This window comes from Streptomyces sp. NPDC005803 (assembly GCF_040630435.1).
GTDB lineage: Bacteria > Actinomycetota > Actinomycetes > Streptomycetales > Streptomycetaceae > Streptomyces.
On the sequence record NZ_JBEXXO010000028.1, the window covers coordinates 90636 to 110842 of the forward strand.

19 protein-coding genes are annotated in these 20207 nt (G+C 72.9%); 8 read left to right on the forward strand and 11 right to left on the reverse strand.

All coding sequences use genetic code 11. The features are described from left to right. Nucleotides 1-101 precede the first annotated feature (101 nt). On the reverse strand, nucleotides 102-332 hold the full coding sequence (locus tag ABZ454_RS31665) for a DUF6296 family protein (protein WP_356323541.1): 231 nt from the start codon (nucleotides 330-332) through the stop codon (nucleotides 102-104). A gap of 280 nt (nucleotides 333-612) precedes the next feature. On the opposite strand from ABZ454_RS31665, the gene ABZ454_RS31670 reads away from it, so the two are divergent. Together ABZ454_RS31670 and ABZ454_RS31675 are read left to right on the forward strand one after the other, a co-directional pair. Next, nucleotides 613-1065: a DUF5709 domain-containing protein gene (locus ABZ454_RS31670; protein WP_359543017.1), complete on the forward strand. Its 453-nt coding sequence runs from the start codon at nucleotides 613-615 to the stop codon at nucleotides 1063-1065. A gap of 259 nt (nucleotides 1066-1324) precedes the next feature. Continuing rightward, nucleotides 1325-1696: a nuclear transport factor 2 family protein gene (locus tag ABZ454_RS31675; RefSeq protein WP_356323537.1), complete on the forward strand. Its 372-nt coding sequence runs from the start codon at nucleotides 1325-1327 to the stop codon at nucleotides 1694-1696. Nucleotides 1697-1789: 93 nt separating this feature from the next. Here ABZ454_RS31675 and ABZ454_RS31680 read toward each other — a convergent pair whose 3' ends face one another. The 6 genes from ABZ454_RS31680 to ABZ454_RS31705 all read right to left on the reverse strand — a co-directional run bounded on the left by ABZ454_RS31680 (nucleotide 1790) and on the right by ABZ454_RS31705 (nucleotide 8046). Then, nucleotides 1790-3175: an LLM class flavin-dependent oxidoreductase gene (locus ABZ454_RS31680; RefSeq protein ID WP_359543019.1), complete on the reverse strand. Its 1386-nt coding sequence runs from the start codon at nucleotides 3173-3175 to the stop codon at nucleotides 1790-1792. Then, a complete protein-coding gene (locus ABZ454_RS31685; RefSeq protein WP_359543020.1) occupies nucleotides 3159-3965 on the reverse strand; it encodes an ABC transporter ATP-binding protein in 807 nt (268 codons plus the stop codon). Before ABZ454_RS31685 ends, ABZ454_RS31680 begins: the two co-directional genes overlap by 17 nt. Next, nucleotides 3941-4840, reverse strand: coding sequence for an ABC transporter permease (locus ABZ454_RS31690; RefSeq protein WP_359543021.1), 900 nt, complete (start codon nucleotides 4838-4840; stop codon nucleotides 3941-3943). The genes ABZ454_RS31685 and ABZ454_RS31690 overlap by 25 nt, the downstream gene beginning before the upstream one ends. Further along, the gene (locus tag ABZ454_RS31695; protein WP_359543022.1) at nucleotides 4837-5904 is read right to left on the reverse strand and encodes an ABC transporter substrate-binding protein; all 1068 of its coding nucleotides are present in this window, start codon (nucleotides 5902-5904) and stop codon (nucleotides 4837-4839) included. The genes ABZ454_RS31690 and ABZ454_RS31695 overlap by 4 nt, the downstream gene beginning before the upstream one ends. 34 nt (nucleotides 5905-5938) lie before the next feature. Continuing rightward, nucleotides 5939-6448, reverse strand: a complete 510-nt coding sequence (locus ABZ454_RS31700; RefSeq protein WP_359543023.1) for a flavin reductase family protein — start codon at nucleotides 6446-6448, stop codon at nucleotides 5939-5941. Between the two features lie 329 nt (nucleotides 6449-6777). Next, nucleotides 6778-8046 carry an ROK family transcriptional regulator gene (locus ABZ454_RS31705; RefSeq protein ID WP_359543024.1) on the reverse strand — a complete coding sequence of 423 codons (1269 nt, stop codon included), beginning with the start codon at nucleotides 8044-8046 and terminating at the stop codon, nucleotides 6778-6780. Between the two features lie 543 nt (nucleotides 8047-8589). On the opposite strand from ABZ454_RS31705, the gene ABZ454_RS31710 reads away from it, so the two are divergent. After that, the gene (locus ABZ454_RS31710) at nucleotides 8590-10998 is read left to right on the forward strand and encodes an endonuclease/exonuclease/phosphatase family protein (protein WP_359543026.1); all 2409 of its coding nucleotides are present in this window, start codon (nucleotides 8590-8592) and stop codon (nucleotides 10996-10998) included. A gap of 69 nt (nucleotides 10999-11067) precedes the next feature. Here the strand turns inward: ABZ454_RS31710 and ABZ454_RS31715 are convergent, their stop codons facing one another. Genes ABZ454_RS31715 through ABZ454_RS31725 form a run of 3 tightly spaced genes read right to left on the reverse strand, consistent with a single transcriptional unit; the run spans nucleotide 11068 to nucleotide 13489 of the window. Further along, nucleotides 11068-11976: an alpha/beta hydrolase gene (locus tag ABZ454_RS31715; protein ID WP_359543028.1), complete on the reverse strand. Its 909-nt coding sequence runs from the start codon at nucleotides 11974-11976 to the stop codon at nucleotides 11068-11070. 35 nt (nucleotides 11977-12011) lie between these two features. Then, nucleotides 12012-13259, reverse strand: a complete 1248-nt coding sequence (locus ABZ454_RS31720) for a beta-ketoacyl-[acyl-carrier-protein] synthase family protein (RefSeq protein WP_359543030.1) — start codon at nucleotides 13257-13259, stop codon at nucleotides 12012-12014. Next, nucleotides 13256-13489: an acyl carrier protein gene (locus ABZ454_RS31725; protein WP_356323516.1), complete on the reverse strand. Its 234-nt coding sequence runs from the start codon at nucleotides 13487-13489 to the stop codon at nucleotides 13256-13258. The genes ABZ454_RS31720 and ABZ454_RS31725 overlap by 4 nt, the downstream gene beginning before the upstream one ends. A 212-nt stretch (nucleotides 13490-13701) precedes the next feature. Between ABZ454_RS31725 and ABZ454_RS31730 the strand changes: the two genes are divergently transcribed. From ABZ454_RS31730 to ABZ454_RS31740, 3 genes are all read left to right on the forward strand, one after another. After that, nucleotides 13702-14163 (forward strand): nitroreductase family deazaflavin-dependent oxidoreductase, encoded by a 462-nt coding sequence (locus ABZ454_RS31730; protein ID WP_356323514.1) that lies wholly within the window; start codon nucleotides 13702-13704, stop codon nucleotides 14161-14163. Between the two features lie 47 nt (nucleotides 14164-14210). Next, nucleotides 14211-14939: a nitroreductase family protein gene (locus ABZ454_RS31735; RefSeq protein WP_356323512.1), complete on the forward strand. Its 729-nt coding sequence runs from the start codon at nucleotides 14211-14213 to the stop codon at nucleotides 14937-14939. A gap of 229 nt (nucleotides 14940-15168) precedes the next feature. Further along, a complete protein-coding gene (locus ABZ454_RS31740) occupies nucleotides 15169-16722 on the forward strand; it encodes a peptidoglycan-binding protein (protein WP_359543033.1) in 1554 nt (517 codons plus the stop codon). A gap of 226 nt (nucleotides 16723-16948) precedes the next feature. Here the strand turns inward: ABZ454_RS31740 and ABZ454_RS31745 are convergent, their stop codons facing one another. Beyond that, entirely contained in the window at nucleotides 16949-17527 is a 579-nt protein-coding gene (locus ABZ454_RS31745; protein WP_359543034.1) for a dihydrofolate reductase family protein, read from the reverse strand. Between the two features lie 188 nt (nucleotides 17528-17715). On the opposite strand from ABZ454_RS31745, the gene ABZ454_RS31750 reads away from it, so the two are divergent. Beyond that, nucleotides 17716-18756 (forward strand): hypothetical protein, encoded by a 1041-nt coding sequence (locus ABZ454_RS31750; protein WP_359543036.1) that lies wholly within the window; start codon nucleotides 17716-17718, stop codon nucleotides 18754-18756. Between the two features lie 165 nt (nucleotides 18757-18921). Then, on the forward strand, nucleotides 18922-20207 hold a 1286-nt coding region (locus ABZ454_RS31755; RefSeq protein ID WP_359543037.1), incomplete at its 3' end, for an MFS transporter.

The window sequence follows — 20207 nt, forward strand, 5'->3', positions numbered from 1 at the left end:
CTCCCGAGGCGGACCCCGCAGCAGGCATGGCCGACCGCCCGGCCTCGCGCGCTCCCGGGATGGCACCGCGGGGAACACGGGCGGCCGAGCGTCCCGGTTACTCAGGCGGACGGCTCCCGCGCCACCAACGGCGTCCCGAGCATCTGGTGCCCGCCACTGGCGATCATGCGCACCTCTCCTCGCTCGCTGATCTCCGCGCGGATGATCCCGGTCTCGTCCTCGTAGACCGGATATCCGCCCGCCCCCGACTGCGCGGTCCGCCGGACGGTCACTGTGTCGTCCTCCACGGCGGACGTCTGAAACACCAGCTGATAGCTCTCCGGATAGTCCATGACGGCCTCTCCAACGACGGCCCTTCGGACGGCCTCTGCGGGCCGGGGTCCGTGACGGCCTCCGACCCAGCACTGAGTGCGCGAGACCGCCCCGCACCTCCCATGGTCGCGCACACCGGCCGTCCTCGCCCGCGCTCGCCCGTACGGTGCGGGCCCGGGCCCCTGCCGCCTATCCTGAAGAGACGGGGGGTTTTCGAAGGCAATGGGACTGTTACGCCCCTTTGCTCCCGCGTCGTACGGAAGGCATGACCGGGACCCCGACCTCGGGAAGGGAGTCGTCATGGACGGTGCCGACCGCGGCGACGATGTGTACCAGCCCCAGCAGCCGGAGGCCTCCGACCCCGTCGAGCAGCTCGACACGGAGGACACCCTCGACAGACAGCAGCTGGCCAGCGTCCTGGACGAGGGGTACTCACCTCCCGAACGCCCCTGGGCCGTGGAGGACCGGGGCACCACCGGGTCCGAGCAGCTCAGCGGCGAGACACTGGACGGCCGGCTGGCCCGGGAACTGCCCGAGACCGCCGACCCGCCAGGCGACGGCGTGGGCGACGTGTCCGGCGGGGACGGCGAGCCCTACGACCCCGAGGTCGGGGACGTACGCGCCGGGCGGCTCACCCGGGACCTGGACCTCAACGAACCGGACAGCACGGCCGGCGAGGACGTCGGGATCGACGGGGCGGCGGCGTCCGCCGAGGAAGCGGCCATGCACGTCATTCCGGACGCGCCGGTGTAGACACGGGAAGCTGCCGGACCTGCTGCGCGCCGGCCACCCTGTGCGCCGGCCGCCTCGTGGACGTTTCGGCTGCCCCACACCCGGCGGCCCCGTACCCAGCCTCTCCGCACCGCACGGCGTCGGCCTCGGCCTGCCGGGACCGCCCCACCGCCGCCCTTACCTCGGAGGTAATCGACGCCCTCCACCCCGTCGGACATCGTGGTCCTCACGAGCACAGCGCTCCTGCCGACCGGCCGGGGCCGAGCGAGAGGACCGTACGATGACCGCTTACGACGAGGCCGTCCAGCGCTACTTCGCCGCCTGGAACGCCCCCACCGCCGAAGAGCTGGAGAAGGCCGTCGCCGCGGCGTTCACCGAGGACGCCACGTACACGGACCCGCTGGCCGACGTACGCGGACACGAGGCCCTGTGCGCCGCGATCAGCGGCGCCCAGCAGCAGTTCCCCGGGTTCTCCTTCCAGCCGGCCGGGGCGGTGGACGGGCACCACGCTCTCGTCCGCTTCAGCTGGGAACTGGTCGCCGCGGCCGACGGCTCGGCCCCCGTCGCCGGTTCGGATGTGATCACCCTCGCCGACGACGGGCGGATCAGCTCGGTCAGCGGGTTCCTGGACCGCGTGCCCGCGTCGTCCTGAACGGCGGACGGGCGGGGCAGCGCTCCGGCAGCCGGCCCGCCCCCGCGGGCAGCGGCTGCCGGAACCCGCCGGATTCCGGCTCCGGACCGCCCGTCACGGGGTCGGCGCCAGATGGATGCCGACGTGTCCCTCCCTGCGGTCGACGGTCTCGAAGATCCGGTTGACGGGCCGCGGGAGCCCGTAGTGACCACGCAGGGTGCGCGCGGTGTACTCGGTGCGGAACAGGCCGCGTTCCTGGAGGATCGGCACCACCCGGTCGACGAAGACCTCCAGGCCGGAGGGGAGCACGGCGGGCATGATGTTGAAGCCGTCGGCCGCGCCGCTGTCGTACCACTGCTCGATGGTGTCGGCGACCTGCTCGGCGGTGCCGGCGAAGGTGCGGTGCCCGCGCCCGCCGCCGAGCCGCCCGATCAGCTGGCGCACGGTCAGGCGTTCGCGCCGGGCGAGCTCCACGATGAGCGTGTAGCGGCTCTTGGCGCCCTCGATCTCGTCCTCGGTGGGAATGTCCTCGGGCAGTTCCGCGTCGAGGACGAGTTCCTCGGGGGCGATCTTCAGTCCCTGGGCGAGCTGGCGCTTGGCGTACTCGGGGACGATGAGGTTCTCCAGCTCGGCGTCGAGCGCGAGGGCCTCGGCCTCCGTGTCGCCGATCACGGGCACGATGCCGGGCAGGATCTTGATGCCGTCCGGGTTGCGGCCGAGGGTCTCGGCACGCTGCTTGACGTCCTTGTAGAAGGCGATGCCCTCCTCCAGGGTCTGCTGGGCGGTGAACACCGCCTCCGCGTACCGTGCCGCGAAGTCCTTGCCGTCCTCGCTCGATCCGGCCTGCACGAGCAACGGGTATCCCTGGGGAGGCCGCTGTACGTTGAGCGGGCCGTCGACCCGGAAGAACTCGCCCTTGTGCGCGATCTTCCGCACCCGTTCGGCCAGGGCGTGGACACCGCGCTCCTTGTCGGCGATCACCGCGTCGTCGGCCCAGCTGTCCCAGAGCTTGGTGGAGACCTCGACGAACTCGGCGGCCCGCCGGTAGCGGTCGTGGTGCAGCGGGGTGTCGTCCAGGCCGAAGTTGCGGGCCGCGTCGGCGCCGGCGGTGGTGACGATGTTCCAGCCGGCCCGGCCACCGGAGACATGGTCCAGCGAGGCGAAACGACGGGCCAGGTTGTACGGCTCGTTGTAGCTCGTCGACGCCGTGGCGATCAGGCCGATGTGGTGGGTGGCACCGGCGAGCGCCGTGAGCAGGACGGTGGGCTCCAGGGTGGCGGCGGGCCTGCGCCCGGGGTCGCCCGTCAGGACGGGGCCGTCGGCGAGGAACAGGGAGTCCAGCTTGCCGCGTTCGGCGATCCGGGCGAGGTTCTTGTAGTGCTCGATGTCCGCGTTCGCCTCGGCCGGGCTCTCGGGCAGCCGCCAGGAGGCCTCGTGATGGCCGGTGGACATGAGGAAGGCGTTGAGGTGCAGCTGCTTGCGGTCAGACGGGGCGGTCATGGGATTCCTTCGCTTCGGAACGGGTCGGGGGCTGCGCGACGCCGAGGGCGGTGAGCAGCGAGTCGCGGTACTCCTGGAACCGGGGGTCGCGGCGGGAGCGCGGGGTGGGCAGGTCGACGGCGAGGTCGACGGAGATCCGGCCGTCCTCCAGGACCAGGACGCGGTCGGCGAGTTCGACGGCCTCGTCGACGTCGTGCGTGACCAGCAGCACCGCGGGCCGGTGGCGCGCGTGGAGTTCACGCAGCAGTCCGTGCATCTTGATCCGGGTGAGGGCGTCCAGGGCGCCGAACGGCTCGTCGGCCAGCAGGAGTTGCGGGTCACGGACCAGGGCGCGGGCCAGGGCGGCGCGTTGCAGCTCACCGCCGGACAGCTCATGCGGCCAGGACCGGCCGCGGCCCTGGAGGCCGACCTCCGCCAGGGCGGTGAGCCCGCGCTCGCGCGCCTGGGGCCCGCGCAGTCCGAGGATCACGTTGTCGATCACCCGGAGCCAGGGCAGCAGCCGGGAGTCCTGGAAGGAGAGCGAGACGCGCTCGGGGACGGTGAGTTCGCCGGAGCCCTCGACGGTGTGGTCGAGGCGGGCGACGGCCCGCAGCAGGGTGGACTTCCCGGATCCGCTGCGCCCGAGCAGAGCGGTGAACTCGCCCGGCGCCACGGTGAGATCGAGCCCCTTGAGGATGACGCGGTCGCCGAACCGGCGGACGAGATTCCTGGTACGGACGGCGGGGGGTTCCGCGAGCGCCGTCGTACCGGTCTCCTCGGCCGGATTCAGCCCGCCAGGGTGCGTCGCCATGACAGGACCTTCCTCTCGACGGCGCGTACCGCCGCGTCCGACGCGAAGCCGAAGATCCCGTAGGCCACCAGGCCCACGATGATCACGTCGGACTGGGCGTACTGCTGGGCCTGGAACATCATGTAGCCGATGCCGCTGGTCGCGTTGACCTGCTCGACCACGATCAGTCCGAGCCAGGACGCGGTGACGCCGAGGCGCAGCCCGACGAAGAGTCCCGGCAGCGAGCCGGGCATGACGACCTTGCGGACGAACTGCGCCCGGCTCAGTCCGAGCCCCTCGGCGAGCTCGACGTACCTGCTGTCGATGCCGGTCAGCGAGGCGTACGTGTTGATGTACATGTTCACCGCGACGCCGAGCGCGATCACGGTGACCTTCATCTGTTCGCCGATGCCGAGCCAGAGGATCAGCAGCGGGAGCATGGCCAGGGACGGGATGGCGCGCTTGATCTGGAGCGGCCCGTCCAGGAGGTACTCGCCGGTGCGGCTGAGTCCGGCGGCGACGGCGAGGAGCACCCCGGCACTCACGCCGAAGAACAGGCCGAGTCCGGCGCGCTGCAGTGAGATGAGGACGTTGTCCTGGAGGCGGCCGCTGGAGACGAGGTCGGACGCGGTGGACAGGACCGTGCCGGGTCCGGACAGGATCCGGGGGTCGAGGTATCCGACGGCGGAGGCGAACCACCACAGGGCGATGACCAGCACCGGGCCGATCAGCCGCCCGAAGGGGACGGCGCGGCCGGGACCGAGCCGTCTGCGGGTGGCGCGGGGGACGGACTTCGGCCGGGGCGCCCGCCAGGGCGCCGGTCCCCCGGCTTCGGCGGGCGCGGGGGCGGTGACCGCACGGCCTGCCGTGCGGGTGTTCGTCAGCAGTTCGGTCATGACGTCTCCCGGTACGGGGCGGCCACGGCCTCGGCCGCGATCCGCTCGAAGCGGCGGTCGAACAGTGCGGCGACGTCCTGCTCCGGTACGAAGCCGCCCTCGGCCATCAGGTCGGCGGTCTCCTGCTCCCACGCGATCGCCTTGTCCCAGCTGACCGGGAACCGCGGCTTGCGGAGCGAGGCGACGATGCGCGCGCCGTCCTGCCGGGAGACGCCCTGGTCCTTGACGTAGTACGTGTCGATCCACTCGTCGGCGTTCTCCCAGGCCCAGGTCTGGCCGCGGGCCCACAGCGGGACGAAGTCGCGGACGGCGGCCGCCTCGGCCTCGTCGTTCAGGACCTCGTTGGGTGCCCAGAGGACCGTGAGCAGGTCCACCACGTCGGTCTTCACGCCTCGCGCCCCGTCCTTCCCGTACTGGGTGAGGTACTTGGTGAGGGTGGGCTCGCCCAGCGGCGCCGCGTCGACCTGCCGGGACTGCAGGGCGGTGAGGAACTGGGTGCTGGGCAGGGCGACCAGCTCGACGTCGTCGTGGCTGAGGCCGGCCTCCTTCAGCGCGCGCAGGACGACGACGCCCTGTGCCTGTCCCTGGGAGAACGCGAGCTTCTTCCCGCGCAAGCCGGCCACGGACGTGATGTCCGAGCCGGGCGCCGTCGCGAAGACGTACGAGGGATGGTTCCGCACCTGCACGGCGACGATCTTCGCCCCGACGCCGATGGCGTGGGCCTGGATCGGCGGAATTCCGGCATTGACCGCGAGGTCGATGGAACGGGCCCGGAATCCCTGGATGATATCGGGGCCCGCGGCCAGGTTGGGCCATTGCGAAACGGTGAAATGCAGGTCCTTCTCCAATCCGGCCGACTTCAGCTGGAGCTGCGTGGTGCGGACGGCTATGGAGAGTTTCGTACCCGGCGGCGGCGCACCTGAGGGGAGTTTTCCGGAAGGCTCGGCGCTCGCCGCGGTGCTGATCTGGGGCGAGCACGCGGCGAGGGCGCCGGCGACCGTCCCGCCGGCGAGGGCGAGAAATGACCTGCGGCCGATGGTCCTGTGCGTTTCGTGCGGTGTCATGGTGAATTCCTGATCCGTGAGGAGAGGGCGGGCTTCAGAGGGAGTGGTAGGCGCCGTCGTGGAAGAGCAGGGGGCTGCGCCCCTCGTCGAGCCGGGCGTCCACCACCCGGGCGATGACGATGCGGTGGTCGCCGGCCGGAACGGTCTGCTCGGTCTCCAGTCGCAGCCAGCCGGCCACCCCGTCGAGCACCGGTTCCCCGCCCGGCAGGCGGCGCCAGCGGGTGGGAGCCGCGAACCGGTGGATGCCGCTGGTCGCGAACGTCGTTGCCAGGGACTGCTGTTCGGCGCCGAGGAAGTTCACGACGGCCGTGGCGGCCCGTGCGATGTGCGGCCAGGAGGAGGTCCCGGTCCCGATGCCGAACGAGACCAGCGGCGGGTCGAGCGAGAGGGAGGTGAGCGAGGTCGCGGTGAAGCCGATCGGGCCGTGACCCGCGTCGGCGGTGACGACGACGACTCCGGCGGGGTGACGGCGGAACACCTGCTTGAACCGGTCGGGGGCGATCCCTTGCGCGAAGGGCGCGAGCGGCGTCAGGGATGAGGGCACGGCGATGGTCAACGTCTCTCCCGTGATGGAAAGTCGGAGGGAAAAAGAGGGGCAGGGAAATGCGGCAGGGCACGCACAAGGAAAGGGTGCGGAGATCCCGAAAGGACTCAGTGGGCGGTTATCGGGGACCCGGACAGGGGCGACAACACAGGCACCGCGCATACAGGCGGGCCGACGGGGACGGGCGGAAGGCGCGCGTCGCCGAGGACGCGCTTCCTGAATTCCGCTGCCGGCCGGTCATGAATTCATCATCCCGTCCGGATCACCTTCGGGTCAACAATGCAACTGCCTGAATAAAGTCGGTTACGGCGGCGAACGGTGAGCGGGTGTCAGGAGGCGGCGGGCAGCGCCGGCCAGGGGCCGAGCGGGTCCACGTACAGCGCGCCGAGCGCCACCGCGCCGCCCGCGGTGGCCAGGACGTGGCCGGTGAAGCTCGTCGGCACCACCGCCCGCTCCGGGTCGTCACAGACCCAGGAACGCTCCGCCACCTCCGCCCGCAGATCGGCCAGACACTCCGGGATGCGGCCCGCTCCCGGCTCGACGACGACGAGCACCTCGGGGTCGAACATGTCCAGCAGGACGGCCGCCGCCCTGCCGACCAGTCGTGCTCGCCGGCGGAACAGCGGCACCGCCCGCGCGTCGCCGGCCAGCGCCCGCGCCAGGAGTTGGGGGAACGAGCCGACGATCAGCCCCTGTTCAGCGGCACGCCGCACCATGGCGCCCTCCGAGACCTCCGACTGGAGGCAGCCGGTCCGTCCGCAGGAGCAGGCTTCCGGGCCCCCGGCCCCGCCGACGCCGAGCGGCAGGTGCGCCACACTGCCGGCGCCCGAGCGCGGGCCCCGGTGCATGGTCCCCTCGGTGGAGAAGGCCGCGTCGACGACCGCGCCGACGAACAGCAGGACGGTGCTGGCCCGGGTCGACTCCTCGCCGAACAGCTGCTCCGCCCGGGCCAGTGCCCGGGAGTGGCTGTCCACGTGCACCGGCAGCCCGGTCGCGGCGGAGAGGAGGTCGCCGGCCGGTACATCGCGCCAGCCGAGCTGGGGATGGTCCACGATCACCCCGGTCACGGGGTCGACCCGGTGGCCGGTGGCCAGCCCCAGGGCGAGCACGGTGCGCCCGCCGGCGTGCGCGGCCACCAGCCGGGGCAGCCGGGCCGCGAGTCCGGCGAGCAAGCCGCGGGGCTCGGTGGTGCGGTGGGGCTGCCGGTCCTCGGCGACGATCCGTCCCCGCAGATCCATCAGACAGACGGTGGAGTGGGCGACGGCGATGTGCGCCCCGGCCACCAGGTAGCCGCCGGTGTCGATCTCGACGGGGACGTGCGGCCGGCCGAGCCCCTTGGGTCCGGTGGTCTCCGCGCTCTCCCGGACCAGTCCGCGCGCGAGCAGCCGGCCGACGTGCCCGCTGACGGAGGCGGGTGAGAGACCGGTGAGACGGGCGACGGTGGAGCGCGCGACCGGTCCGTGGTCGGCGATCGCCCCGAAGACGGAACCGGCGCCGGCGAGCCGGCGGCCGGACGCGGCGGCGGGTATGTCGGACCGGCGCAGCGGGGCGGCACGGTCCTCACGAGGGCGGCGAACGGGCGCAGACAGACTCTTCACAGTGTCTTCCAGGTCCTCGGTGGCAGCGGTTGACGCGGTGCGTGCTCCGGTACGGAGCTCGGGGCAGGCCGCCCGCGGCGCGGGGCGGCGCCTCTCCCCCGGAGAGACGCCCTGCGGGGAACCGGGGAGGTGACGCGGGGCTGGGAAGGGCCCCTGCGGCCGGGTCGGCGCGGGCGTGGCGCTCTCAGGCGCGGGGACACACGGCGGAGCACACGCGCTTGAGGTCGATGTGACCCCGCGTCGTCAGGTGTGCGGATCGCTGCATGCCGCGCAAAGTAGCCGGGCCGGCGTAACCCGGTCAAACCATCGCCGCATCCTGGACACCCGGGCCCAGCAGGGGTGTTGCAGCCGTATTGCGGCGGCATGGCGGGGGTGTGGACAGCCGGTCCGGGACCGGGCGGGGCGGTGGAGGCCCACAGGTCCGGCGGCGCCCCTCGGACCGGACGGCCGAGCGATTTGTGGAATTAACCTCTGATGCCTTGTCATCGCCTGTTCTACGCGCATAGCTTGTGCTCCCTCACCACACTCTGAGGGGCAGTTTCCGTGCGCATATCCAGATCCCGTTCCGTCCTGCTGGCCGGCGCGGTCGCCGTGACCCTCTCGGCGACCGCGCTGCCCGCCGCCTTCGCGGCACCGTCCTCGACCGCCGTGATCTCCGAGGTGTACGGCGGCGGCGGCAACTCGGGAGCGACGCTCACCCGCGACTTCGTCGAGCTGGCCAACTCCGGCTCCGCCGCGTACGACCTGTCCGGGTTCAGCGTCCAGTACCTGCCCGGGGCCCCGTCCGCGGGCTCGCTGTGGCAGGTCTCGGCGCTGACGGGTTCCGTCGCGCCCGGCGGCCGCTATCTGGTCGCCGAGGCCGCGGGCACCGGCGGCACGGTCGCCCTGCCCGCCCCGGACACCACGGGCACGGTCGCCATGTCCGCCACCAGCGGCACCGTCGCGCTGGTCTCCGGCACGACGCCGCTGACCTGCAAGACGGCGGCCGACTGCGCCGCCGACACCCGCGTCGTCGACCTGGTGGGCTACGGTTCCGCGGTCGTCCGGGAGGGCGGCGGACCGGCGACGGGCGCCTCGGCGACCGCCTCCGTGGCGCGCGCGGCCTCACTCGCGGACACCGACGACAACGCCGCGGACCTCACCGCCGGCGCACCCACCCCGGTCAACGCCGCGGGGCAGACGTCCGGCGGCGGCGAGGGCCCGGGCGACCCCGGCAACCCGACCGAGCCCGGCACCGTGCGCGTCCACGACATCCAGGGCATCACCCGGGTCTCCCCCCTCGACGGCAAGGCGGTGGCCGGCGTCCCCGGCGTCGTCACCGCGGTGCGCACCACGGGTTCACGCGGCTTCTGGATCCAGGACACCGCGCCGGACGCGGACCCGCGCACCGGCGAGGGCGTCTTCGTCTACACCGGCTCCACCGCCCCGGCGGTCGCGGTGGGCGACTCGGTGCTGGTCAGCGGCACCGTGGACGAGTACTACCCGTCGGCCACCACGCAGTCCGTCACCGAGATCACCTCCCCCCGGACCACGGTCCTCACGTCGGGCAACGCGCTGCCGGCGCCGGTCGTGCTCGACGCGGCCGCGGTGCCCGCGGCGTACGTCCCCTCGGCCGGCGGCGGCTCCATCGACGCGCTGCCGCTGGAGCCGTCGGCGTACGCCCTCGACCTCTACGAGTCGCTCGAAGGCACCCGCGTACAGATCGCCGACACCCGGGTCACGGGCGCCACGACCGCGTACGACGAGATCTGGGTGACCGTCGAGCCGAAGCAGAACCCGACCCGGCGCGGCGGCACGCTCTACTCCTCCTACACCGACCAGAACACCGGCCGGATCAAGGTGATGTCGCTCGACACCACGCGCCCCTTCCCCGTCGGGAACGTCGGCGACGTGCTGTCCGGTACCACCACCGGGGTGATCGACTACGCCTCGTTCGGCGGCTACAACCTCCAGGCGACCGAGCTCGGCACGCTCACCGACCACCATCTGCGGCGCGAGGTCACGCGCAGGCAGAAGGGCGGCGAACTCGCCGTCGCCACCTACAACGTGGAGAACCTGGACGCGCTGGACGAGCAGGCCAAGTTCGACACCCTCGCCGAGGGCGTCGCGGTCAACCTCTCCTCCCCCGACATCGTCTCGCTGGAGGAGATCCAGGACGACAACGGCGCGGTCAGCGACGGCACGGTCGGCTCGGAGGCGACGCTGAAGCGCTTCACCGACGCGATCGTCGCGGCGGGCGGCCCCCGGTACGCATGGCGCTATGTGGCCCCGCAGGACGGCAAGGACGGCGGCGAGCCCGGCGGCAACATCCGTAACGTCTTCCTCTTCAACCCGCACCGGGTCTCCTTCGTGGACCGTGCGGGCGGCGACGCGACCACCGCGGTGGCGGCGGTGCCGACGAGGAAGGGCGTCACGCTGTCGGTGTCGCCCGGCCGGATCAGCCCGGCGAGTGAGGCGTGGTCCGACAGCCGCAAGCCCCTGGTCGGCGAGTTCCGCTTCCACGGGAAGCCGGTGTTCGTCATCGGCAACCACTTCACCTCCAAGGGCGGCGACCAGCCGCTGCACGGCCGCTACCAGGAGCCGTCGCGCAGTTCCGAGACGAAGCGGGTGCAGCAGGCCGCGGAGGTCAACACCTTCGTGAAGTCGCTGCTGGCGGCCGACAAGTCGGCGCAGGTCGTCGCTCTCGGCGACCTCAACGACTTCGCGTTCTCGCCGACGATGTCCGCGCTGACCGCCGGCAAGGCGCTCAAGCCGCTCATCACCACCCTGCCGGCGAACGAGCAGTACAGCTATGTGTACGAGGGCAACTCCCAGACCCTCGACCACATCCTGACGAGCCCCGGCATCCGGCGGTTCGACTACGACGTGGTGCACATCAACGCGGAGTTCGCGGACCAGGCGAGCGACCACGACCCGCAGATCGTGCGGCTGAAGGTCGACGGCCGCCGCTGACCGCGCCGGGCGGGGAGGCTCCGTAGAGGATCTGGTGCCGCGACGGGGCGAACCTTGGCTGACGCGGCACTAGCCGCCCGCCCGACCTGCCGCGCCCGCCCGCGGGCGCGGCAGCGAGGCCGGCGGCCGCAGGGCGGGCGCCGCCTCCAACGAGCGGTCGGTGACGAAGCGGGCGACCAGGTCCGCCACGTCGTCGGGCCGTTCCAGGACGACCCAGTGGTCGGATTCGCCGATCGTCAGGAAGCGGCTGTCCTCGATCGTCGCCGCGAAGGCGTTCTGCCGTTCCGCCGAGGTCACGGTGTCGTGCTCGCCGGCGAAGACGAGCGCGGGCACCCCGCTCAGCCCGCCGGAGAAGTCCGGCCGGTGGCCCAGCGCCCGGCGCAGCGACGGCGCCGCGTGCGCGGAATGGGTGAGCGCGTGCAGGAACGACCGCCGGACATAGCGCCGGGCGAGCTCCCTGCGGTGGACCGGGCGCCCCGGGTCCAGGCACAGCAGCGCCTCGGCGGCCAGGGTGGCGAGCCCCTCCACGTCGTCGGCCCCCAGCCGTTCGACCGCCTGGGCCCAATGGCTTCGCTGGGTCTCGCTGATGTGGGCCGGTACGCCGCCGAGGATGAGCCGGGCGACGCGGCCCGGGTTCCGCCGGGCGTACCCGAAGGCGATCGCCGAGCCGTAGGAGAAACCGAAGAGATTGACCCGGGCCGCGCCGAGGTCGTCGACGATGCCCGCCACGGCGGCGCACATGAGGTCGTCGCCCGCGCCGGGCGGCAGCGGATCGGCGCCGCCCATGCCGGGCAGGTCGGCGGTGACGACCGGGGCGTGCGGGCCCAGGTGCTCGTCCATCTGCGGCCAGCCGTACATCCCCTGGAGCGCGCCGCCGAGGACGACGGCGGGTTCGGTGCGGGGCGTGGGCTGCGACAGGATGCGGTAGCTGTAGCGCAGCCCCCGCACCGACAGGCTCCGGATGATCTCGTCGGACATGTCTGCGGTCCTTACGGGTGAGGACGTGTGCGCGGTCAGGCCTTGGTGAGGACGAGGGCGGCGTTGTGGCCGCCGAAGCCGAGCGAGGTCTTGACGGCGGCGTCGAACGCCCCCGGCCTGGCCTCCTTGCTCACCACCTCGACGGGGATCTCGGGATCGGGGGCGTCGAGGTTGACGGTGGGCGGCACGAGCTGGTGCTGGAGGGCGAGCACGGTCAGGGCGGTCTCGATGCCGCCCGCGGCGCCGAGGGTATGCCCGGTCATGGCCTTGGTCGAGGTGACGAGGGGGCGCTCGCCCAGGACCCGGCGCAGCATCATGGCCTCGATGAGATCGTTCGCCACGGTCGAGGTGCCGTGGGCGTTGACGTGGCCGATGTCCGCGGCCGCCACCCCGGCGTCCGCGAGCGCGGTGCGCAGGGCCCGTTCGATGCCCAGCCCGTCGGGGTCGGGTGCGACGGCGGAGTACGCGTCGCTGGAGGCTCCGTAGCCGGCGATGTGGGCGCGGACGGTGGCGCCGCGTGCGGCCGCGTGTGCGGGGCGTTCCAGGACGAGGAGGCCGGCCCCCTCGCCGACGACGAAGCCGTCGCGGTGGGTGTCGAAGGGCCGGCAGGCCGCCTCGGGGTCGTCGCGACGGGTGGAGACGGCCTTGAGCTGGCAGGCGCTGGCGATCAGCAGCCGGGAGCAGACGGATTCCGCACCGCCCGCGACGACGATGTCGCAGGCGCCGGTGCGCAGCATCTGGTGGGCGGTGCCGATGGCGACGGTGCCGGAGGAGCAGGCGGTGGAGACCGCCTGGCTCGGGCCGCGCGCGCCGAGGTCGGTGGCGACGCTGCTGGCGGCGCCGTTGACGACGGTGAGCGGGGCGAGTTTCGGCGAGACCCGGCGGGCGCCGCGTTCGGTCAGGGCGGTGTGCTGCTCGTCGTAGAAGGGCAGTCCGCCGTGGGCGGAGCCGATGACGACGGCGACACGGGCGCTGTCCCACACCGCGGGGTCGAGTCCGGCGTCCGCGACGGCCTCCCGGGCGGCGATGACGGCGAGCTGGGAGAAGCGGTCCATGAGCCGCTGGGTGGCGACCCCGAGCACGGCCCTCGTGTCGAGGCCGGTGATGGTGTACATGAAGTCGCAGGGCAGGCCGTGGAGTTCGGGCCGGCGCAGGACCGAGGGCGCGTCGGCGGCCTCGGACACCCCGCGCCAGGTGGCGGCGGCGCCCACGCCGGCCGAGGTGACGAGACCGATGCCGGTGACGGCGGCGGCGAACGGGCCGGGGCGGTAAGAGGCCGTCATGCCGCGGCCTTGCGGTGCACGGCGTCGACCAGTTGGCGGACGGTGTCGCGCGAGGTCAGCTGGACGTCGTCCAGGTCGACGTCCAGCCGGTCCTCGATGAGGAGCCGCAGTTCCTCCAGGGCCAGGGAATCCAGCCTGAGCTGGCGGAGCGACGCCTCGGGGCGGATCGCCACCGGATCGGTTCCGAAGTTGGCCACCAGCAAGGTGCTGATCTCGTCTGCCGTGCTCATGGGGCACTCCTCCGCTGTCGCACGCGGTGACGCCTTGCCGCGTGGGGTGTGCGTGCCATCGGGGGACGCCGGCCGGTCCGGAGGAACCTTTTATACGCCCTGCCGGCGACGGGTCCGGTCCTCGTTCCCCCCTGCGGTGGGGGGACTGTCCAGGTGTGCGAATCCGCGGGGTGCGACGATGGGGCGGAGGGCACGAGAGAGGGGATACCGGCATGGCGGTGGAGAACGGTGACGGGGCGCCCGCCCAGGTCAGTCCCAGCACCTGGGTGGCGAAGCAGGCCGAGCTGTACGAGTCGTCGGGCGGCACCAAGGGCACGACGCAGCTCGGCGTCCCCTGTCTGCTGCTGGACTACGTCGGCCGGCGCAGCGGCGCGCTGCGGCGCACGGTGCTGATGTATGGGCGCGACGGCGACGACTACCTGATCGTGGGCTCGAACGGCGGCTCGGACAGTCATCCGCTCTGGTACCTGAACCTGCTGGCGAACCCGTCCGTCGGGCTCCGGGTGGGGCCCGAGCGGTTCCCGGCCGTCGCCGAGACGCTCTCCGCCGAGGAGAAGGAGCGGGTCTGGCCGCACCTGGTGGAACTCTTCCCCCGGTACGCGCAGTACCGCAGCGGAACCGACCGCGACATCCCGGTGGTCCGGCTGCGGCGGACCGGGCCGGCCGCGCACTGATCAACCGGCCTCCTCACGGCGGGGCTTCGGCCGTAAACTCCGCGATCATGACGATCGAAACGGCACAGGCAGCCGAAACCGCGCGGGCCGAGGCCCTGTTCTCCACCATGTCCACGATGCGCGCGATGCGCCGTCTCAAGCCGGAACCGGTGCCGGACGAGACGCTCGAACAGCTGATACAGGCCGCCGTCTGGGGTCCCAGCGGCGGCAACATGCAGTGTTACGAGTACGTGGTGGTGACCGACCGTGAGGTGATGGCGCGTCTCGCGCCGCTGTGGAAGCGGTGCGTGGACGCGTATCTGGCGACGACCGGGAAGTACGCGCCGGAGGGCATGGACGACGCGGCGTACGGCCGGATGGTCGCCGCGATCGAGTACCAGCGCGACCACTTCGCCGGCACGCCGGCGCTGATCGTGCCCTGCTACCGGTTCCCGGAGCCCCGGATCGAGGAGGAGGGCCTCGCCGCGTACGCGCAGGCGCTCGGTCCGGCGGGCGTCGAGCACATGATGGGCACCCAGACCCGTTTCCAGGCGCTCGCCGAGGGCTCCTGCGTGTACCCCGGGGTCCAGAACATCCTGCTCGCCGCCCGGGCGCTGGGGCTCGCGGCGAACATCACCATCTGGCACCTGATGCTGGAACAGGAGTGGAAGGAGGCGCTCGGCATCCCCGAGGACATGCGCACCTTCGCGGCCATTCCCGTCGGATGGCCGCAGGGCAACTTCGGTCCCGTCCGGCGCCGCCCGGTGGCCGACGTCGTCCACCGCGACCGCTGGTAGGACCCGCCGTCCGGCCGCCCCGCGACGACGGGGCCCGGACGGCGCGGTGCGCTGCCCGCTCCCCTCCCCTCGCCCGCGCAACTCCATCGGAGTGAACGCGCGTTGGACACGCGAGAGGAAGATTGTCATGCCATGGACAGATAGTTAGCCTGAGCGGGCTTCGCGGCCCCCGGCCCACCCCCACCCGGGTCCGGTGGCCGTTCTCCTCCCCCACAGAGCAGGAGCAGGTATGCCCACACGCGCCGCCGCCCACACCAAGGTCCGCGCATCCGTGCTGGCGGCCCTCACCGCCACCGTCCTGGCCGCGACCGGCACCCCCGCCCTCGCCTCGACGGACACCGGGCACCCGATGAACCGGGCGTTCGAGCGGGCCGCCGAGACGTTCGGCGTCCCGCGCGATCTGCTCGCCGCGGTCGGTTACGGCGAGACCCGGCTCGACGGCCACTCCGGGCGCCCCAGCCAGGCGAACGGCTACGGCGTGATGCACCTGGTCAGCAACCCCACGAACCGGACCCTGGAACAGGCCGCCGCCCTCACCGGCCAGCCCCTGGCCGAGCTCCGCACGGACACCGCGGCCAACATCCTGGGCGGTGCGGCGGTGTTGCGCGGGTTCGCGGACAAGCTCGGGCTCGATGCCCGGGACCGCGCCGACCTCGGCGCCTGGTACCCGGCCGTCGCCCGGTACAGCGGGGCCCAGGGGGCGACCGCCGCCCTCTACGCCGACACCGTCTTCACCTTCCTGGCCGACGGGCTCGACGCCGTCGCCCCGGGCGGGGAGCGGATCTCGGTGACGGGCCGCCCGGTGTCGCCGGACAAGGGCGCGCTGACCCCCGCGGACGCGAGCACCAGGAGCACCGACTACCCGTCGGCGCTCTGGGTGCCGGCCGACCCGAACAACTACGCCAAGGGGCGCTCGGCGGCGATCGACAAGGTGATCATCCATGTCACGCAGGGCTCGTACGCGGGCTCGATCAGCTGGTTCCAGGACCCGGTGTCCCAGGTGAGCGCCCATTACGTGGTGCGCTCGTCGGACGGACAGATCACCCAGATGGTGCGCGACAGCGACACCGCGTACCACGCGCGGAGCGCCAACGCCTCGGCACTCGGCATCGAGCACGAGGGCTTCATCGACGACCCGTCGTGGTTCACGGACGCGATGTACCGCTCCTCGGCCGCCCTGACCGCGTACCTGTGCGACCGGTACGGCATTCCGAAGGACCGCGCGCACATCATCGGGCACAGCGAGGCGCCGGGCAACGACCACACCGACCCCGGCTCGTACTGGGACTGGACCCGGTACATGGAACTGGTCGCCCAGAACCCCGGCGACGGCAGCACCGCCGACGAGCTGAGCTTCACCGCGTACGCGACGCAGCGCAGCGGTTCGACGGGCGACCAGGTCAAGGCGGTGCAGAAGCTGCTGAACGCGCAGGGTTACCAGGCGGGCGAGGCGGACGGCAGCTTCGGACAGGCGACGCAGACCGCGGTGACGGCGTTCCAGTCGGCGCACGGGCTGGACGCGGACGGCGTCGTCGGAGCCAGGACCTGGACGGCGCTGCTCGCCGCGGGCGCCACCACCACGCTCAACGAGGGTGCGTCGGGCGACGACGTGAAGCGGCTCCAGCGCGCGCTGACCGCGGCGCTCGGCTCGACGGTCGACGCGGACGGGACCTTCGGCCCGGCGACGGCGACAGCGGTTCGCGCCTACCAGACGAGCCGCGGGCTGACGGCCGACGGGATCGCGGGGCCGGACACCTGGGCCGCGCTGCAGGCCGGCCGCTGACGGGCGGCCCCGGGCCTCGCACGGGTCCCGGGGCGCTCCGTCCCGTGGGGCGGTCCGCGGCGGCCATGGCGTGTGCGAGGGGAGCTGACCAGCGCACGGGTCGCGGTCCTCACGGCGGCCGCTCCGGCCCCGGCGATCCTGTGCGATCCGGTCGGCGGCCGGGCGCCCCCGCGCGGCTCATCCCCCCACCGGTGCCTGGCGGGGGCACGGCCGTACGGGCGTCACGTCAGCCCTGCGACGGCTTTCCGGCCCGTTCGTACCGCAGTTCCACCACTCCGCTGCCGAAGGTCCTGCTTCCGGCGAGCCGGAGCGCGGTCCTGCCTTCCGACGTCGGGAGTGCGGGTCTGCCCCGGCCGATGAGGACCGGGTGGACGTAGATCCAGTACTCGTCGATGAGACCGAGCGCCGCGAAGGACGCGGCCAGGTCGGCCCCGCCGAGGACCAGATCTCCGCCGGGCTGCGCCTTCAGCGCCCTGACCTCGTCGGCGACGACGTCGTGCACGACGGTGGTGTTCCAGTCCGCCCGCTCCAGCGTCCTGGAGTAGACGTACTTCGGCATGTTCCGCCAGATGACGGCGAACTCGGCCATCGGCCCCGCGTTGGCCGGGTCCCGGTCGGCCGTGGGCCAGAAGCCCGCCATCAGCTCATGGGTGACGCGCCCGGTCAGGAACGCCCCCGTCGCGGCGAGCTGCTCGTTGAAGTAGTAGTGGAGCTCGTCGTCGACGAGATGCCAGTCGATCTCCCGGTCCGGCCCCTCCATGAAGCCGTCGAGGGACATCGAGATGGAATAGACGATCTTTCGCATCGCGCACCTCACCGGAAACGTCGCGGACGGGTCTGCGGGAACGAGGTGACCCTACCCGGCACCGGAGCGCGGACGGGGGACGTGGCGGACACCGCTTGACGAACGCCGGGCGCACCCCGTAGGAGTCGGGGAAGGAGCGGAGCCGGGCAAGCCCGCCCGTCGGCACCGGACCCCGGGGAGTCACGCACATGAGAGTCGGAGCGGCCCGCGCCGCCGCGGTCCACTGGGTGGCCGCCCACGCCCGTCCCGCCACCGGCTACCGGGGGGCGTACTTCAGCGGGTCGACGGTCGGCAGGGCGGACGACGCCGAACTGCCGCCCTCGTCCGACGTCGACGTCGTGGTCGTCACGGAAGAGGACGACCCGCCGGTCAAGCCCGGCAAACTCCGCCACGAGGGCGCCCTGTTGGAGATCACCTACGTGCCGTGGGCCGAGCTCCGCGACCCCGAGGCCGTGCTCTCCTCGTACCACCTGGCGGGCAGCTTCCGCAGTGACACGGTCATCGACGATCCCACCGGCGACCTGCGCTCCCTGTACGCGTACGTCTCGTCCCGCTTCACCGACCGGCGCCGGGTCCGGCGCCGCTGCCTGGACGCCCGGCATCGCGTCGAGGGCCGCCTTGCCGCGTTCGACGCCTCCGCCCCCTTCCACGAGCAGGTGCCGGCCTGGATGTTCCCCACCGGCGTCACCACCCACGTCCTGCTGGTCGCCGCCCTGCGCAACCCCACCGTCCGGCTGCGCTACCGGGCCGTGCGCGACGTCCTCGGCGCGTACGGACAGCCGGAGCTCTACCGGGAACTGCTGGGACTCCTCGGCTGCGCCGATGTCTCCGCGCGGCAGGTCCGCCACCATGTGGCCGAGCTGACGCGGACGTTCGACGCCACGGTCCCGGTGGCGCGCACCCCGTTCTTCTTCAGCAGCGACCTCACCGAGCAGGCACGCCCCATCGCCGTCGACGGCAGCCTGGAACTCCTGGAGCGGGGCGAGCACCGTGAGGCGGTCTTCTGGATCATCGCGACGCTCGCCCGCTGTCACACGGTGCTGGCCGTGGACGCCCCGGCGCTGCACACCGCGCGGCTCCCCGCGTTCGAGGCGGCCGTGGCCGAGCTGACCGGGATCACCTGCACCGCGGATCTCCTGGACCGGCGGGAGGAGGTCCTCCGGTTCCTGCCCCGGCTGGAGGAGGCCACAGAGACCGTGCTGGCGGCCAACCCGGGCATCACCGGATAGGGCCCTTCGCCGTCGCGGCACGCGCTCTGCTACTTTGCCCGCGTGTCTCTTCCTCGTGCGTAAAGCACCGCGTCGTCCGCACCCGTCGCCCCGGGTGCGGCACTCCGGTGTCCCCGCATGCCCGCAGCGCCGGGTCTCCGCGCTGCCCTCACGAGGAATGTCATCGTGCTCACGCCTTCGCCCGCGCCCTCGCGCGCGCCTTCGTACGCCACCGTTCTGCGCACCCCCCATGCCGCACGCGCCTTCGGCACCGCGCTGCTGGGGCGTCTCTCGTACGGAATCGTCCCCCTCTCCCTCCTGCTCGCGATCAAGGACGCCACCCGCTCGTACTCCCTGGCCGGTGGCGCGATGGCCCTGTTCGGGGTCGCGAGCGTCGTCCTCTCCCCCGCCCGCGCCGCACTGATCGACCGGCACGGACCGCGCCGGGCCCTGCCGCCGATGGCGGCGCTCTACGCGGCGCTGCTCGCGGCCCTCGCCCTGGCCACCTGGCGTCCGGGGGCCCCGCCCCTGGTCCTGGGCGCGCTCGCCGTGACCGCGGGTGCCTGCACCCCGCCGCTGGGTCCGGTCATGCGGACGCTGTGGAGCAGTCTCGTTCCCGACCGGGAGCTGCTGCGGCGCGCGTACAGCCTGGACGGTGTCGCCGAGGAACTGCTGTACGTGACGGGGCCGCTGCTGGTGGGGATCGCCGTATCGGTCACCGGAGCGGCGGCCGGCGTCCTGGCCGGTGCGGTGCTCGTGCTCACGGGGGCACTGGCGCTGGTCTCCTCGCCGGCGGTCTCCCGGGAGCGGGTGAGCGCCGGGCGGCTCCCGGCCGACGCGCCCCCGGCGCCCCGGCCGCGGTTGTACGGCATCGCCGCGCTGCGGCACGCGGTCCTGGTGACGGCGGCCGTGGGCCTCTGCCTCGGGGCGCTCGATCTGCTGGTGGTGGCATCCACCGACCGGCTCCATCAGCCGGCGGCGGTGTCCTGGGTGCTGGCGGCCCTCTCGGCCGGGAGCGCCGTCGGCGGCCTGGCCTACGGGGCGGTCCGGTGGAAGTCGGCGAACCGGGTGCGGCTGCCGGTGGCGTCGGCCGCGCTGGGCGCCGCCCTGATGGCGGCCGGGACGGCGCAGCGGCTGGAGGTGCTGGCCGCCGTCGTCGCGGTCGCCGGGCTCTTCGTCGCCCCGGCCCTCACGACCGCGTATCTGATCGCCGACGAGTCGGTCGACGCCTCCCGGCGCACCCAGGCGGGCGCGTGGGTCAACACCGCCTTCAACGCCGGTTCGGCGGGAGGCACCGCCGGGGTCGGGCTGCTCGTGGACCGGTTGCCGCTCGCCCTGTGCTTCGCGCTGGCGGCGGCCCCGGCGCTGGTGTGCGCGGCGGCGGTGACGCGGGCACCCTCAGCAGCGTCGACTTCCCGCTGCCGCTCGGCCCCAGCACACAGACGATCTCGAGGTCGGCGACCTCCAGGTCC